Raw genomic sequence first — 16,107 nt, forward strand, 5'->3', positions numbered from 1 at the left:
GCTTGTGGCGGTAGGGATCGCGGTCGCGCCTTTTCATGCAGCAGCCTGCTCCTTGATCGACGTTGTTGGCTCGACCCGATCATCGGTAGAAACCGCCTACATCTACCTCGCCATTTCGGCCGTCGGGGCGGCTGGCATTGCAATTGCCGACATACGAAAAAAACGTCCGTCTTGGCAACTGATGGCAGTGACCGGTTTGTTGGCGCTTCATCCGGCGTGGACAGTCAAACCCTTCTACGGACCGGACTGCCAGTTCGAGAATGTCCAGGCAGCGCAACTATTCCTGATCGTGGTAACAGTTCTGGCTCTATGGCGCCTTTTTCTGGCCTGGAAGCGTCGTGACAGCGCTACGCATCCCCCTGCGGTTTGATCTTCTTGCGCGCCAGAATCCCCGTAAAGCTCAGCAGCAGCTTGTCGCCACAGCGCAATTCACCGCGGCCGAAGATGACCGTCTGACCGGCGCGGGTGATCTCGCCCGTCGCAATAATGATATCGCCCTCGCGCCCCGGCGCCTGAAACTGGGCATCCAGTTGCAGGGTCACCGCAGCGCCATCGCCGAGATGGGGTATGGCAAAAACGAACAGCGACGTGTCGGCCAAGGTCAGCAGACAGCCGCCATGGACGCTGCCGCCACCATTGAGATGGCGCTTTTCCGCCTGGAAGCCGACTTTAACTCTGGTCGGATCGGACGTGTCGTAATAATAGGCGCCAATCAGCCCGTTAAAGGTGTCGCCGGGTTCAGCCCGCTTCCACCCGGCAAACGGGCCTTCGGTGACGGTCGATAGGTCGGCACTCATTTTCACGCACTCCGGAGTTCGCATCCATGTCCCAACTGGCCGAAGAGACACTTTTGGCGCTCTTATCGCAGGTGCGAACCGGAGAGTCCATCAGCCCCAACGACGTCGCCAAGGCGATGAGCGCCGAAAACTGGCAGCGCGAACTGCCCAAGGTGCGCGCGGTCATCCTCAGCCTGGTGCGTCAGGGCCGCATCGAGGTGGTGCGTAAGGGTAAGCCTGTCGAACTGGAAGGGCTGAAAGGCATTTATCGCATCCGGTTTGTTCCCGCATCTTAGGAACTTGAAGGAATCGCCCTATACACAATCGCTGGTGTGCGCTTGGCTACACTCTTGCCTTTTTATGCGTTTACCTCATCTAAGAGGTTCGGCCCTAAAAGGCGTGCGAAAGAGTCCTGATTCCTGATGCCGAAGGCAAAAACCAAAATCCCCCAAGGCGGACTTCGCGGTAGATGCCGGTGAGGGCGGAACGGCTGTGCTGCGGCCCAAGGGCAATTGGATCGTCACCCGCATCGAAGGCCTGAGCGAACGTTTGCGCCAGGCACTGAAGTCGTACCAGCAGATTACCGTTGATGGTAGCCAGATCGAGGCGCTCGACACAGCCGGCGCCTACCTGTTGCGCACCGCGGTCGGTGACCGGCTTCAGGGCGAGGTTTTTGCCGGCCAGGACAACTTTGCCCGCCTGTATGGCATCGTCGGCAATCACGCAGCGCCGATTTCCAACTATGCCCAGGAAAATCCCGAGCCACCCAAGATGTGGCTCCACCCGTTCTATTTCGGTCTGGTCAAGCTGGGCAAACTGGCCGAACGCTTCAAGACGGGATTTATCGCCCAGGCCGTCTTCATGGGGCATATCATTGCCCAATTGATGATATCGATCGCCAAGCCGGGCAGCATGCGATGGGCTGCGCTGGTCAATGTCATGCAGCGCGCCGGCATTGAAGCCATTCCCATCGTGCTGATGACCAGCTTCTTCATCGGCGCCGTCCTCGGCTTTATCGGGGTCCTGCAACTGAACCAGTTCGGCAGCGGCATCTTTGCCGTAGACATGGTGGCGATGTTTGCCCTGCGCGAATTTGCCCCCCTGGTGACAGCGGTCCTGCTGGCTGGGCGCTCGGCCTCGGCGTTTGCTGCCGAAGTCGGAGCGATGAAGATGAACCAGGAAATCGATGCCATGCGCGTCATGGGGATCGATCCCTACGAAGCCCTGATCCTTCCGCGCCTGATCGGGCTGGTGCTCATGTCGACCTTTATCACCTTCCTGTCGACGCTGGGCATGATGTTTGGTGGCATGCTGGCCATCTGGAGCGCACTGGGGGCAGGGCCGTCGGTCTTCCTGCAACGCGTCCAGGATTACGTTCCCTTCTACAACTTCTTCGTCGGCATCGTTCGTCCGCCCTTCTTCGCCGCCACCATCGCCATTGTCGGCTGCTGGCAGGGGATGCAGGTCAAGGACGACGTCCTGTCACTTGGCCGTCAGGTGACGACCGCCGTGGTGCAGTCGATCTTCCTGGTCTTCATGCTGGACGCCCTGTTCGCCATTCTGTTCAACGGGTTCACCTTCTGATGACCGAGGAGCCCGATATCAGCGCCGAGACCAGCGACGACAGCGGCAAAAAGCGCGAGAAGCTGAGCCTGAACCATGTCGCCAAGCCGAAGAACGGCCAGGGTGACGACCCTGTTGTGATCGAAAAGCTGAACAATCGCTTTGGCGATCACGTCATCCATGAAGATCTCGACCTGGTGGTCAAGCGTGGTGAGGTGCTGGGCGTGGTTGGTGGCTCGGGGTCGGGCAAGACGGTCCTGCTCAACTCGATCCTGGGGCTGCATCGTCCGCAAAGCGGCGACATCCATCTGTTCGGCCAGAAACTGCTGGACGCCAAGCCCGAAGAAGGCAAGGCGTTGCGGGCCAAGACGGGGGTTCTGTTCCAGGGCGGCGCTCTGTTCTCGACCCTCAGTGTCGCCGAAAACATCATGACGCCGATCCTGGAATTCACCCGGCTGAGCCCGCGCGAAGCCCGCCAGATCGCGCTGCTGAAAATGTCCATGGTCGGCCTGCCGTTGCGCGCCGCCGACCTGACGCCGTCAGAACTGTCGGGTGGGATGATCAAGCGTACCGCCCTGGCCCGCGCCTTGGCGGTCGATGCCGAACTGATCTTTCTGGACGAGCCGACGGCGGGTCTTGACCCCATAGGGGCGGCCGCTTTCGACGACCTGATCCGCGGCCTGGCCGACAGCCTGGGTCTGACGGTCTTTATGATTACGCATGACCTTGATAGTCTCTATGCCATCTGTGACGAGATCGCCGTTCTGGCGGACCGTCACGTCGTGCTGAAGGACCGCATCGAGGTATTGGAAAAATCCGATCACCCCTGGATTCATGAATATTTTCATGGTCCGCGGGGGCGGGCGAAAGGGTAGGGAGACACGCCCATGGAACGTCAGGCGCATTATGCCTTTGTCGGTCTCGTCACCTTTGTGATGGCGCTGATTCTGCTCGCCTTTACCTTTTGGTTCATCAAGTTCGACTTCAACCAGGAATTCGGCGTCTACGATGTCGAGTTCAACCAACCGGTCGATTTCCTGAACAAGGGAGCGGAGGTCCATTTTAATGGTATAAAGGTGGGTGAGGTGACCTCATTGCGTCTCGGTAAGGCCAATACCGCGCAGGTTTTCGCCCGCATCAAGCTGGACAGCGAAACGCCCATCCGCGTCGATTCCGTCGCCACCTTGCAGCCTCAGGGGATCACCGGACTGCTGTACATGCAGATATCGCCGGGCTCGGCCAGTTCCCCCTTGCTGAAACGCAAGCCTGGCGGGCCGCCGCCTGTGATCCGCTCGGAGGAAAGCGCGCTTGCCAAGCTGTTGCAAGGGTCGGGCTCGGTGGTTGAAAAGACCTATGAGAGCCTCGATCGGGTCAACCGATTGCTGTCGGACCGCAATATTAAGACCTTCTCGGACACCCTCGACAACCTGCAGAGCATCACGGCGGACATTGAAAACCGCCAGCAGATGCTGGACGACGCGCACGAAGCCGTCATCAGCGCTGGCCAGGCCGCAGATGCGATTACCAAGCTCGCCAATTCCACGGACGGCGTGATGGCTCAGCAATTGCCGGAGACGCTGGAAAAAATCAACGCAGCCACCGACAAGCTGGCCACGGCAGCCGAGCGCGTGTCGGTCGTGGCCGATTCGGTCAAGGGGCCGGCTGATCAGATCAACACCCAGACCCTGCCCCAGATGCAGGAAAGTCTGGAGAACCTGAACGAGGCTTCGGAGTCGCTGAAGGATCTGGTCGAACAGGTTCAGCAAAATCCGCAGGGTCTGGTCACAAAGCCTGTCGCCAAGCAAAGAAAGGTCAGCGAATGAAGCGCTTCCTCCTCCCCGTTCTGGCGGTTACGGCTTTCGGGCTGACCAGCTGTATCAGTTTGCTGCCCAAGACTGATCCGGTTCAGATGTACCGCTTCGGCTTTGACGCTGGCTTGGTGGAAAGCGCCCTGGCGCAACAGCAGGGCGTTCCGGTCTCTCTGTCGCTCGGGCCGGTGGTTTTCCCGCCGGGCAGCGCCGGTGACGGCATCATGACGGTCGAAAACAATGAAGTCGCCTATGTTGAAAAGGCGCGCTGGGCCGCCGGTGCCCGCGAGTTGTTCACCGAAGCGGTCCAGGCGGGGTACGCCCGCAGCGGCGGCAATGTCCGTCTCGACCCACGCGGCCGTTCGGCGGCGGCCTATCGCCTGGATATTGCCGTACGCGGTTTTGAGACCCGTTATGTCCGGGGCAAGCCCGTGGTGTCAGTAGCGCTGGACGCGCGCATCACGCGACAGTCCGACCGCACGGTGGTGGCTTCGAAATACATTACCCGTGAGGCACCGGTCCGCCGCAACGACATGTCGCTGACTGTGGAAAGTTATAACCAGGCGGTGACGGAAGCTGTGGGAGATCTGATTGGTTTCAGCCAGGCGACCCTGTCGCCGATGGCGCCCCCGCCAACGCCCCTGACCGAGATGCCCAAGGACGGCAAGCAAAAGGTCGAGGGCCTCTGATCACGGGCGCACCGGAAATCCTGACGTCTGCCGCAGGGCTTCGCCCAGGCCCATGGCGGCTGCGGTAATGACGTTGATGGATCGCGCCTGCGCCGAAATTGGGATGAACAGCCGGTGATCGGCAGCATCGTGGACATCGTCCGGCACGCCGGCACTTTCGCGGCCCATCAGCAGCACGTCGTCCGGACGGAAGGTAAAATCGCCGTAGGGCGACGCCGATTTCGTCGTGAACAGGATCAGCCTTGCCGCCGGATTGGCCCGGGTCGAGGCCAGGAAAACCGCCCATCCGGTGTGGTGCGACACTATGGCGCAGCCGCCGTAATCCATCGCCGCGCGCCGGATTGCCTTGTCATTCAAGGGAAATCCGCACGGCTCGATGATGTCCAGTGCCACCTCCAGCGCCCCCGTCAACCGGATGGCAGCGCCGAGATTCTGAGGGATATCCGGCTGATACAGGGCCAGGCGCATGCGGGGAGACTCGACGGGGGGACTTAAGACCGTGTCGACATCGGGCACGGCGGCATTATTGTCAAGAAAATGGCCCCCAAAGCGTTTTGGTGGTTTGAATCCGCAGCGCAATTGTGGTTATAGACGCAATCGGCGTTCACGGGCGGTCTTACGGGACCTGAGTCTGGTTACTTTGTTAAGGGAATCAGTCATGAGTGCCGTTAAGTTTTGCGCGGGCGGGGCGGTCGCTGCCAGTCCGTTGCGGTATTGAAGAGGTGGCAAGGTGAGCGAACCTGTAAACGGGACGGTTGAGGGTCATGACGACCCGTCACGCCGTGACTTTATCTATATAGCGGCCGGGGCCGCTGCGGTCGGCGCGGTGGCGGCGGTTGCCGTGCCGTTGATCGGTCAGATGAACCCGGCGGCCGATACGCTCGCCCTGGCCTCGATCGAGTACGATGTCGGCAAGGTGGCCGAAGGTCAGCAGGTCGTGGTCAAGTGGCGTGGCAAGCCTCTGTTCGTGCGTCACCGCACGGCAGCGGAAATCCAGGAAGCCCAGGGCGCTGATCTGGGGGGCATGAAGGATCCGCAACCCGACTCTGACCGCGTCAAGGCCGGCAAGGAGCAGTATCTGGTTCTGGTGGGTGTCTGTACCCACCTGGGCTGCGTCCCGAACATGGGCGGCAGCGAGTTCGGTGGCTGGTTCTGTCCGTGCCACGGCTCGGACTACGATACCTCGGGCCGCATCCGTAAGGGACCTGCGCCTAAGAACCTCGAGGTTCCGGAATACGCGTTCCTGTCCGACACCAAAATTAAGGTGGGCTAATCATGAGCGATCATCCCTCGACCTACACGCCGAAATCCGGGATCGAAAAGTGGCTCGACGCCCGTCTGCCGATCCTGCGCCTGGCCTATGACAGCTTCGTCGACTATCCGACCCCGAAGAACCTGAACTACTGGTGGACCTTCGGCGGTATCCTGTCGCTTTGCCTCGGTATCCAGATCATCAGCGGCATTGTCCTGGCGATGCACTATGTGCCGCACATTGACCACGCATTCGACAGCCTCGAGCGTATTCGTCGCGACGTCAATGGCGGCTGGCTGATCCAGTTCGTCCACTCCAATGGCGCGTCGATGTTCTTCTTCGCCGTCTATATCCATATGTTCCGCGGTCTCTATTACGGCTCCTACAAGGCGCCGCGCGAAGTCCTGTGGCTGCTGGGCTGCGTTATCTACTTCCTGATGATCGCCACCGCCTTCATGGGTTACGTCCTGCCGTGGGGCCAGATGTCCTACTACGGCGCGGTCGTCATCACCAACCTGATCGGCGCCATCCCCCTCGTCGGGCCGTCTATCCTGACCTGGCTGCAGGGCGGGTTCTCTGTCGACCAGGCCACGTTGAATCGCTTCTTCTCGCTGCACTATCTGCTGCCGTTTGTGATTGCCGGCGTCGTCGTCTTGCACGTCTGGGCGCTGCACGTGGTCGGTCAGAACAATCCGACAGGCGTCGAAATCAAGTCGAAGGAAGACACAGTTCCGTTCACGCCTTACGCGACCGTCAAGGACGCGGCCGCTATGATCCTGTTCCTGATGCTGTTCTCGGTCTTCGTCTTCTTCATGCCGGACGCCCTGGGCCATGCCGACAACTATGTGAAGGCCAACCCGCTGCAAACCCCCGCGCACATCGTGCCCGAATGGTACATGCTGCCCTTCTACGCCATCCTGCGTGCCATCCCGGACAAGCTGATCGGCGTCATCGCAATGTTCGCCGCCATCGCCGTCATCTTTGCCCTGCCGTGGCTGGATACGTCGAAGGTCAAGTCGATGCGCTACCGTCCGGTCATGCGCTGGTTCTTCGTCCTGTTCGTCATCACCTGCTGCCTTCTGGGCTGGTGCGGCGGGCAACTGCCGGAAGACCTGGTCTTCTCGTTGGGCACGGACGACCACGGCAATGCCATCGGTCTGAAGGTTGTTCTGCTGTCGCAGATCCTGACCGCCTACTACTTCGCCTTCTTCCTGATCATCATGCCTTGGATCGGACTGAAGGAAGAACCCCTGCCGGTGCCGGCTTCGATTTCCGAAGCCGTGCTTGCCAACCACGCCAAGCATTAAGTGAGGGCTTTGGTCACATGTCTTCCATTATGACGAAATCCCTCAAGGTCCTGGCCGGTTTGGCGGTCGTCGCCGGTCTCGTGGCGGGGGCGCCTGCCCTGGCTGCGGGCGGCCATGCCAAGCCACTGCAAAAGGGCAATTTCAGCTTCGAAGGTCCGTTTGGCACCTTCGATCAGGCGGAACTGCAACGCGGCTACAAGGTCTATCGCGAAGTCTGCTCCAGCTGCCACAGCATGAAGCTGATCTCGTTCCGCAATCTCGGCCAGAAGGGCGGACCCTTCTACGACGAGGAATACAAGAACCCGAACGATAACCCGGTCGTGAAACAGATCGCTTCCGAGTTCGAAGTTCCGGAAATCGATCCGGAAACGGGCGATGAGGTTACGCGCAAGGCGACGACGTCCGATCGTTTCCCCAGCCCCTTCAGGAACGACGACGCGGCCAAGGCCAGCAATGGTGGCGCCCTGCCGCCCGACCTGTCGGTCATGGCCAAGGCACGCAAACACGGTCCGGACTACATCTATTCGCTGCTTCAGGGCTATGATCCCGAGCCTGTCGGTCTGACAGTCGCCCCGGGTCAGCATTACAACGTCTACTTCCCCGGCGACCTGAGCGCGTCGTGGAAAGGTGATCACCATAAGGTGCCCCCTGGCGGTGTCCTGGCCATGGCTGCCCCGTTGACGGAAGGCCGTGTCACCTTCGACGACGGCACGCCGTCGACCCTGAAGAATCAGGCCAAGGCTGTGGCGGCGTTCATCACCTGGACCTCCGAGCCGCATGCCATCGAGCGCAAGCAAACTGGCATTGCCGTGATGCTGTACCTCCTGATTTTCTTCGGCATTACCTACATGGCTTACCGCCAGGTCTGGAAAGGCAAGCACTAAGGGGCGGGAACGCCCTGACGGGCTGCAAATGCCAGTCTTGCTGCGATACGATGCTCACGTACTGAAGTACGCTCCGCTTCGTTTCTCGCAAGCCAGACATTTTCGCCACATCATGCCGCTCCCGCGAGCGGCGGAAGCAAGAAAAGCCCGCCGGTTACTCCGGCGGGCTTTTCTGTGCATGGAAGCGGCGGATTACAAATGCTGACAGAATCGGCAGGGCGCTTTGCGGAAAACGGATAGTTTGGCAAAGTCTTGTGAAAGTCGTCCGCTTCCCGGAGCCCAAACCATGCGCATTTTTGGCGTCACCCTGACAATGCTACCCTTGATCCTCTTCGCTGCCGGCGCTCACGCTCAAACCGTCGATGACCTGCTTGCCTATGTTTCCGGCAAGAAATGGCAATGCGAGGCTGATGTCGCGAACGACCTTTTCGATAGTGGCTATGTTCATATACGCGGTATGATTATGGTCAATGCCGCCCAAGGCCAACCCGTCACAGGGATGGCTGGCTCTGGCTTCACGGCCGATGGCACGACCTACAGCCGCGTCTTTGAAGTCTCTGGCTATGTGTTCGTCAACGACAGCGAGGGTGTGGGATTCGTCATCGATAACTACAAGGTCGAACGTGAAAGCGCCTTACCCCATGGCCTGACCTGGGAGACGCCAAAATTCGAAGTCTACGCAATCCGCGCGACCGGCTGGTCGACGGAGCCTTACGAACTCCACCTCAAATCGGTCAGCGCGAACTCAAAGGTCGAGACCACGGTCTGCCACCTTTTCAAAGGGTGAACCCGATTAAACGTTGAACCGGAAGTTCAGTATATCGCCGTCCTTTACGATATACTCCTTGCCTTCCTGGCGGAACTTGCCATGTTCGCGGGCGCCGGCTTCACCGTTGAACTTGACATAGTCGTCATAGGCCATGGTTTCGGCGCGGATGAAGCCCTTCTCGAAGTCGGTATGGATCACCCCGGCGGCCTGGGGCGCCGTGCAGCCGACGGGAATCGTCCAGGCGTGGGCTTCCTTCGGTCCGACCGTGAAGTAGGATTGCAGGCCCAGCAGCTTGTAGGCCTCGCGGATCAGGCGGTTAAGCCCCGGCTCTTCCAGGCCCAGCGTCTCGAGGAACTCCTTGCGCTCTTCCGACGCCAGCATGGCGATTTCCGACTCGATCTGGGCCGAGATAACGACGCTGTTGGCGTGATCGGCCTTGGCGCGGGTGGCAACGGCGTTGGACAGGTCATTGCCCTCGGCGGCGGAACCTTCTTCGACATTGCAGACATAAAGGGCCGGCTTGCTGGTCAGCAATTGCAGCATGCTCCACGCCTTGCTGTCTTCCTTGCTGACCTTGCCCTTTTCATAGGCGATGCGGGCCGGCCGGCCGGCCCGCAGCTCGTCCAGGGCGGCGTTGATCAGCGACACGGTAGTGCCGGCGTCCTTGTCACCGCCGGACTTAGCGCGCTTCTCCAGCGCCGGCAGGCGCTTTTCCAGAGATTCGAGGTCCGCCAGCATCAGTTCGGTTTCGATGATCTCCAGGTCGGAGATCGGATCGATGCGGCCTTCGACGTGGGTGATGTCGGTGTCGACGAAGCAGCGCGACACGAAGGCGATGGCGTCGCAGTCGCGGATATTGGCCAGGAACTGGTTGCCCAGGCCTTCGCCCTTGGAAGCGCCGCGGACCAGGCCGGCGACATCGACGAAATTGATGCGGGCGGGGATGATTTCCTTGGATCCGGCGATCTTGGCGAGGACCTCCAGACGCGGCTCCGGCACGGCCACGTCGCCGACATTGGGCTCGATGGTGCAGAACGGGTAGTTGGCGGCCTGGGCGGCAGCGGTCTGCGTCAAGGCGTTGAACAGGGTGGACTTGCCGACATTGGGCAGGCCAACGATAGCGACTTTCAGGGCCATGGAAGGTCTCGATAAAAAAGGTGCGCTTCCCTAACACCGCAAGGGGCGGGAGGAAACCTTTTTATCGGTTCAGGCCGTACCGTCGGGCCTCATCGGTTTGGGCGCGGGCGCCAGGCGCATGACTTCGGTGGTGTAGCGTTCGGCGGCATCGGGCAAACCCGTGAACAGCATGGGCAGGGCGCGGGCGCAGGCATCGGTCAGCGCATTGACCCAGACCTGTTCGCCCTTGCCGAAATCGCTCAGCACCCAGTCATGCACCATTTCCCGCACGCCCGGATGGCCGATACCGAGGCGGCCGCGCAGGAAGTTCGGTCCGATATGCCCCATGATCGAGCGCAAGCCGTTGTGGCCGGCATGGCCACCGCCCAGCTTCATCCGCATCCGGCCCTGGGCCAGGTCCAGTTCGTCGTGGAAGACGATGACGTGTTCGGGCTTGATCTTGTAGAACTGCATGGCCTTGCTGACGCTGTTGCCGGACAGATTCATAAAGGTCTGGGGTTTGATCACCAGCACCTTGTCGAGACCTTTGGCCGTGTCGATCTTACCCTCTGAGGTAATGGCGTCGAACTGCTTCTTCTCCGGCCCGAAGTCCGGCGCGCGGATGATTTCGTCGGCAACCATGAAGCCGATATTGTGCCGGTTTTTGGCGTATTGCGAACCGGGGTTGCCGAGGCCGACGATCAGGTACACGGGGGAACTCCTCTTTCGGAGTGCCGTTAGCAGTTATACCGACTTCCCGTCCAGTGTGATCCCGGAACTCTTGACAGCGCGCACCGTTGCCGCCGGCGCTCCGGTGACGCGGGCCGTCTGAACACTGTCGAACACCATGGCTGGTCGGGCATCCGGTGCCGTCGTCTCGAACGTCACATCGCGCATGGACAGGTTCCTGGCATGCCGCGCGTAAAAGCCGAAGGCGGGCAGGGTGCCCATGAACGACACTTCCAGGCTGGTCTCACGGCGATACGGCACGTCGCGACGGGCGTCGTCGGCCGTGCCGCCCCCGCCACTCACTACATGGATATCGCGAAAGGTGATGTCCTCGACCGGTGCATCGGCAATGCCGGCGACACCGCAGGGATATCGGCCATCGGCGCCCGTAACATGGATGTTGGAAAAGGCCACCCGGCGGCAGGCACCCGGCACAATGCCTTTCGGACCGCGCAACCGGGCGGCCTGGCGCACGAACAGCGGATGGTTGACCGGATTGCGCAGGGTGATGTTGCTGACCAGCACGTCTTCGAGCACCCCGCCATCGACCACCCCCATAAGGATGCCGCGGGTCGAGTCGCACTGGCAGTCGCTGATCAGGATGTTGCGAAAGCCGCCATTGGACTCGGTCCCCAGCTTGATCCGCCCCAGCACACCGATTCCATCGGTGGAGCGATAGTCCGACGGCCGATAGGTGCCGTCCAGCACCGATCCCATGGCGAAGCCCGAGGTCTTGCAGCCGGTCACAGAGACATTCTCGGTGACGATCTTCTCATTGAGGGCGTAGGACGATTTCAGCACGATGGCGTCGTCCTTGGGCGCATTGACGATACAGTCGCGCAACCGCACATCGCGGCAACAGTCGATATCGATGCCGTCGCGATCGGTATCGACGGTCACATTCTCAATCGTCGTATTCGTGCACCCCAGCAGGTGAACGCTGAAATGCCCACCTTGCAGTATGGTGACATCGCGCACGAGTACATTTCTGGAATTCTTGAAGCCTATGGCGCGGATGCCCTGGCCCTGGACAGCCTGTTCCTTTGGGTCGTTGAGGCGCGGACCAGGTTGCCAGTCCTTGACGCCATGCCAGCGCGCGCCAGGGTCTTCGCGCCGCAAACCCTTGCCGTAGATCAGTCCGCGGCCGATGACCGAAACATCGCGGGCGTCATCGGCATAGATGAGCGAACAGTGAAATTGTGTAATTCCGAAATCCTGGAACTGTTCCGGCCAGTCGGTCTCGGCCAGATCATAGGCGCCGGGATGGATGTCGGGATCGGCCGCTTCCAGCACACAGCCTTCGCCCAGCCACAGCGTGACCTTGTCGAACAATCGGACCGAGAAGCTCAGATAATGCCCCGCCGGCAGCAGGACCGTACCTCCGCCTGCGGCATGGGCAGCCTTCACCGCCGAGCGAATAGCGTCGGTGTCCAAGGTCACGCCGTCGCCGCGCGCGCCGAAGTCGCGGACATTAAAGATACCGTTGCTCTGGGCCAGGCTCGGCGAGGCCAGCAGGGCAAGTCCGCCCGAGAGAAGGCTGCGACGGATCATTTGCGTGTCTTCTCTGCCGTCGGGGAGCCGTTTGACGGCGGCAGGCCGGCGGCTTTCGGGCGCGGCTTGACACCCTTGTAGTCCGGCAACACGATGTCGTCCTGAACACCGGCATTGGCCATGACCTGTTTGGCTTCGGCCGGCCAGCTTTTGTCGGGGACGTCGTGATCGTCGACGATCAGGTCCTCCTGATAGGCCGACCAGATCCCGCCCACCTCAGTGGTGTTGTGCCAGTTGCCGCGCGCCGTATTGTTGGTCGAGGTCCGCAAGGGAAGGGCCGACCGCGCCGTATTGACATTCAGCCATTTCGACGCGTCTTCGACGACATTGTTGCGGATCAGCAGGCCGCGCGAGCCCTCATCAAAATAGAGCGCCACCCGCGGGCCGATATCGAAGACGTGGTTTTCCGCGAAGACGCAGTCGGGACAGGCGCCCAGATTGTAAATGGCGCCGCCGTCCAGGAACAACTGCTTGATCTTGTAGACCCGGTTGAAGCCGACAAAGACGTCTTTGTGCGTGGTCGGCGTATCATAGACCGGATTACCGCCACCGCCCGGCCATTGATCGTAGCCACGCATACGCGTGCGGTAGTTCGGGTTGCCGCCGGCGTCGACATAGCCCCAGCCATAGCCGACATCGATAGCGTCATAGGGCGCGCCGGAAATGTCGTTATGCAGGATGACATTGTTCCAGATGTAGGTGGCGATGATGGCGCTGTTGTCCTTGTAGTCCTGACTGACGTTTTGGATCAGGTTGTTCTCAAAGACATGCTGGCGGTTGGTCAGACGCGGATCGGACGGGTGATGGGCGTCTGGCCGCACACCGCCGGCTGAGATGGCGCCACCGGCGAGGTCGGTGAAAACATTGCCCTTGACCACGATATCGACGGCGGCCAGGCCCTGGCCCGTCAGGTGGGCGTTGTCGTCATTGCCGATCCCCAAGGCGTACTGACCCAGATGGGCGAAGACATTGCCTTCGAACACGATATGCTGGGCGGCCGAGACCTGGACGGCGGCCGGTGTCTGGTTCCACTGGTTGCGCACTGTCTCGAACTCGGCGCAGCCGGTCTTGCAGCGGTCGAGAACATCCTCAGGATAGAAGGCGGCCTTGCCGGTGATGAAGGTGCCACTCTGCTGGCTGGCCAGGCCCTGGTTGGACGACGGCCCGCGCCACGAGGTGTGCGAGAAGCGCAGGCCCCTGAAGTTGAGATCATGGACCGGCTTGTCCTTGGTACCCGCGACGGCCAGCAACACTTCCAGGCGCGGCAGGACGACTTGAGCCGTCGTCATATCCTCGCCGGCGCGCGGTTTGTAATAGAGCTTGCCGGCGCCGGGATCGAGAAACCATTGGCCGGGCTGGGTCAGAAAGGCCAGGCTGTTACGCAGATACAGGTGGGCGTCTTCCGGATGAAAGGGATTGGGGATGGTGTCCCAGCCCCAGATATTGTTGGCCCAGGCCGGCTGCTGCATGGTCAGTGTGTTCCCGGCGATCGACTTGACAGGCGAAAAGCGGGCGGTGAAATAGCCCTGGCTTTCAATTTCAATGCGGTCTTGAGCCGGCAGGGCGGCCAGGTTCACGGGCGGGTTGGCGATCGTAAGGCCTGTCTCGCTGAAGGTGACAGACTTGCGGTCAATCTCGACCTGAGCAACCTCGGCCAGCCGGTCATTGACCCACAATTGGCGTGTATCGAGCCCCTTGGGCGTGTCTGCGACATAGATACCGTCACGGTACGGTTTCCAGCCGGTGATGGCCAGTCCGCCGGACAGGGCGGGCTTCGCGCCATCGGCGGCCTGCCAGGTAACGCTAAAGCCGTTCTGGCCGCCATCGGCTTCGGTGAGGATCAGCGGAGCCTCCAGCAGATAGGTCCCGTCCGCCAGGCTGACGGCGACGTCCGAAGTGGCGCTTTTCGTCCGCACCGCCTCTTTTGCCCGCATTAGGGTTTGGTAGGGCCGGGCCGCGGAGCCATCACTGCGGTCATCGCCTTTGGGCGAAACGTGGAAGGTCGTGGCAGGCCTGTCCCATTTCGTTTGGGCATAGGCCGGCGTAGCAACCGCCAGGGCAGCGAGGGTAAGGACGAGAAGACGGGACATGAGCGTTTCCTGTTTTGCGCAATTAGGTCACACATCATACATCATATGTCAATGTGGCCCGTGGCACGCAAACCTGAAGGCGCGCCATGTCCGTCGTCTCATGCAATCCTGATTTTCCAGCGCCGACCGCGTCGAGACGGAGGTGGAGCCCAGCCCAGCCCAGACCTACTCCACCCAGTCGTTCTTCAACTGCCGGGACGCCAGCACCAGCAACACGGCCGCCACCAAGTAGAAACTCAGTCCGATGACAAAGGCCCACTTGATTGAGTCTGTGCCATATTCGGGTTTGAGTACATCCGACATCTTGCCGAAGAAGTACGGCCCCACACCCAGCCCGATCAGGTTGTTGATCAGCAGGAACAGGGCGGACATCTGGCTTCGCGACCGCGCCGGCCCCAGGTGCTGGACCGCTGTCAGGATCGGCCCCAGCCAAACCAGACCCAGGGCCTGGGCCGCCATGAACAGCACGAAGGTCAATTCCGGCGCATTGGCCAGGGTGCCGACGGCATATAGCGGCGCCGATACGACAAACGCCGAAGCCGGGATCAGGGCATAGGCGGCCTTGTTCTTTTGTCCCAGCTTGTCGGCCAGGAAACCGCCCATGAACATGCCGGCGACGCCGCCGAAGAACAGGATGGCGGCCAGATATTGCGACGTCTGGGTCAGGTCGAACTTCAGCGACCGGACCAGGAAGGACGGCAGCCAGGCCATCAGGCCGTAACCGACCAGGGACGAACAGCCGGCGCCGAACGACAGCAGCCAGAAGGACGGCTTTTTGAACGCAATGCCGGCGACCTCCCAGATCGGCGGCGCCTTTTGGGCATTGACCGGACGCGGTGGTTCCTTGACCAAAAGCTTGAACACCGGCGCGACCAGCAGTCCGACGATGCCGATGATGATGAAGGCGTAGCGCCAGTCGATTGCCTTGGCGATCATGCCGCCGAACAGGACACCAGCAGCAGCACCGACCGGGATGCCGAACGAATATATAGCCAGGGCGCGGGCGCGTGACTTGGGCGGAAACATATCTGAGATCAGCGAATAGGCCGGCGCGACTCCGCCGGCTTCACCGACCCCAACACCCATACGCGCGATGAACAGTTGGCTATAGTTGGCGGCCAGGCCGCAGAACGCCGTGAAACCCGACCAGATGGCGAGTGCACCGGTCATGATCCACACCCGCGAGAACCGGTCCGCCAGCCACGCCGCCGGAATGGCCAGCACCGAATAGACCGACCCGAAGGCCAGGCCCAGCAGCCAGCCCAGTTGCGAATCGCTGATGCCAAACTCTTCCTTGATCGGCACGGCCAGGATGCTGATGATCTGGCGGTCGAGGAAGTTGAGGATATATACCAGGATCAGCAGGATCAGGATGAAGTGCCGGCCGGGTACGCCCTGGCTCTGTGTGACCTCGGACATGGGGTTTCCTTCAACGATAATACAGCGCCAAGCCGCCGTGCGGCTTGGCAAGGGCGCTCAGGAACGTTCTTTGGCCGCCCGAGCTCAAGCGAGGAGCCTCGGGGGGCGCCTAGTTCGGCGCCTGAGCACTAAAATGGCGGCTCACCAAGGGATG

The 16,107-nt window shown here is 61.0% G+C and carries 17 protein-coding genes; 10 read left to right on the top strand and 7 right to left on the bottom strand.

The window, feature by feature from the left end; all coding sequences use genetic code 11:
• The first annotated feature begins 4 nt into the window (after positions 1–4).
• A complete protein-coding gene (locus tag ABI_RS20040; RefSeq protein ID WP_211211198.1) occupies positions 5–370 on the top strand; it encodes a hypothetical protein in 366 nt (121 codons plus the stop codon).
• Here the strand turns inward: ABI_RS20040 and ABI_RS20045 are convergent.
• Positions 348–797, bottom strand: coding sequence for a PaaI family thioesterase (locus ABI_RS20045; protein ID WP_006274897.1), 450 nt, complete (start codon positions 795–797; stop codon positions 348–350). The two genes, ABI_RS20040 and ABI_RS20045, sit on opposite strands and share 23 nt — an antisense overlap.
• 26 nt (positions 798–823) lie before the next feature.
• On the opposite strand from ABI_RS20045, the gene ABI_RS20050 reads away from it, so the two are divergent.
• The 5 genes from ABI_RS20050 (at position 824) to ABI_RS20070 (ending at position 4,836) form a co-directional block, all read left to right on the top strand.
• Complete coding sequence (locus ABI_RS20050) at positions 824–1,072, top strand: DUF3253 domain-containing protein (RefSeq protein ID WP_006274898.1); 249 nt, start codon at positions 824–826, stop codon at positions 1,070–1,072.
• A 196-nt stretch (positions 1,073–1,268) separates the two neighbouring features.
• A complete protein-coding gene (locus ABI_RS20055; protein WP_006274899.1) occupies positions 1,269–2,360 on the top strand; it encodes an ABC transporter permease in 1,092 nt (363 codons plus the stop codon).
• Positions 2,360–3,214: an ABC transporter ATP-binding protein gene (locus ABI_RS20060; protein ID WP_006274900.1), complete on the top strand. Its 855-nt coding sequence runs from the start codon at positions 2,360–2,362 to the stop codon at positions 3,212–3,214. The genes ABI_RS20055 and ABI_RS20060 overlap by 1 nt, the downstream gene beginning before the upstream one ends.
• 12 nt (positions 3,215–3,226) lie before the next feature.
• Positions 3,227–4,162, top strand: a complete 936-nt coding sequence (locus ABI_RS20065; RefSeq protein WP_006274901.1) for an MlaD family protein — start codon at positions 3,227–3,229, stop codon at positions 4,160–4,162.
• On the top strand, positions 4,159–4,836 hold the full coding sequence (locus ABI_RS20070; RefSeq protein WP_006274902.1) for an ABC-type transport auxiliary lipoprotein family protein: 678 nt from the start codon (positions 4,159–4,161) through the stop codon (positions 4,834–4,836). The genes ABI_RS20065 and ABI_RS20070 overlap by 4 nt, the downstream gene beginning before the upstream one ends.
• Here ABI_RS20070 and ABI_RS20075 read toward each other — a convergent pair whose 3' ends face one another.
• Positions 4,837–5,304, bottom strand: coding sequence for a tRNA (cytidine(34)-2'-O)-methyltransferase (locus ABI_RS20075; RefSeq protein WP_040309772.1), 468 nt, complete (start codon positions 5,302–5,304; stop codon positions 4,837–4,839).
• A 262-nt stretch (positions 5,305–5,566) separates the two neighbouring features.
• Here ABI_RS20075 and petA point away from each other — a divergent pair, with 262 nt between their 5' ends.
• The 4 genes from petA to ABI_RS20095 all read left to right on the top strand — a co-directional run bounded on the left by petA (position 5,567) and on the right by ABI_RS20095 (position 9,066).
• On the top strand, positions 5,567–6,109 hold the full coding sequence (gene petA / locus ABI_RS20080; protein ID WP_006274903.1) for a ubiquinol-cytochrome c reductase iron-sulfur subunit: 543 nt from the start codon (positions 5,567–5,569) through the stop codon (positions 6,107–6,109).
• Positions 6,110–6,111: 2 nt separating this feature from the next.
• The gene (locus tag ABI_RS20085; RefSeq protein WP_006274904.1) at positions 6,112–7,395 is read left to right on the top strand and encodes a cytochrome b; all 1,284 of its coding nucleotides are present in this window, start codon (positions 6,112–6,114) and stop codon (positions 7,393–7,395) included.
• 17 nt (positions 7,396–7,412) lie between these two features.
• Positions 7,413–8,279, top strand: a complete 867-nt coding sequence (locus ABI_RS20090) for a cytochrome c1 (protein ID WP_006274905.1) — start codon at positions 7,413–7,415, stop codon at positions 8,277–8,279.
• Between the two features lie 286 nt (positions 8,280–8,565).
• Positions 8,566–9,066 (top strand): hypothetical protein, encoded by a 501-nt coding sequence (locus ABI_RS20095; protein WP_006274906.1) that lies wholly within the window; start codon positions 8,566–8,568, stop codon positions 9,064–9,066.
• 6 nt (positions 9,067–9,072) lie between these two features.
• Here the strand turns inward: ABI_RS20095 and ychF are convergent, their stop codons facing one another.
• The 5 genes from ychF to ABI_RS20120 all read right to left on the bottom strand — a co-directional run bounded on the left by ychF (position 9,073) and on the right by ABI_RS20120 (position 15,953).
• A complete protein-coding gene (ychF, locus tag ABI_RS20100; RefSeq protein ID WP_006274907.1) occupies positions 9,073–10,185 on the bottom strand; it encodes a redox-regulated ATPase YchF in 1,113 nt (370 codons plus the stop codon).
• 69 nt (positions 10,186–10,254) lie between these two features.
• The gene (gene pth, locus ABI_RS20105) at positions 10,255–10,875 is read right to left on the bottom strand and encodes an aminoacyl-tRNA hydrolase (protein WP_040309773.1); all 621 of its coding nucleotides are present in this window, start codon (positions 10,873–10,875) and stop codon (positions 10,255–10,257) included.
• Positions 10,876–10,908: 33 nt separating this feature from the next.
• Positions 10,909–12,444 (bottom strand): rhamnogalacturonidase, encoded by a 1,536-nt coding sequence (locus tag ABI_RS20110; RefSeq protein ID WP_006274908.1) that lies wholly within the window; start codon positions 12,442–12,444, stop codon positions 10,909–10,911.
• Positions 12,441–14,534, bottom strand: coding sequence for a right-handed parallel beta-helix repeat-containing protein (locus ABI_RS20115; RefSeq protein ID WP_006274909.1), 2,094 nt, complete (start codon positions 14,532–14,534; stop codon positions 12,441–12,443). Before ABI_RS20115 ends, ABI_RS20110 begins: the two co-directional genes overlap by 4 nt.
• Positions 14,535–14,699: 165 nt before the next feature.
• Positions 14,700–15,953, bottom strand: a complete 1,254-nt coding sequence (locus ABI_RS20120) for a spinster family MFS transporter (RefSeq protein WP_006274910.1) — start codon at positions 15,951–15,953, stop codon at positions 14,700–14,702.
• Between the last annotated feature and the right edge of the window lie 154 nt (positions 15,954–16,107).

The organism is Asticcacaulis biprosthecium C19 (assembly GCF_000204015.1).
Taxonomy (GTDB): Bacteria; Pseudomonadota; Alphaproteobacteria; order Caulobacterales; family Caulobacteraceae; genus Asticcacaulis; species Asticcacaulis biprosthecius.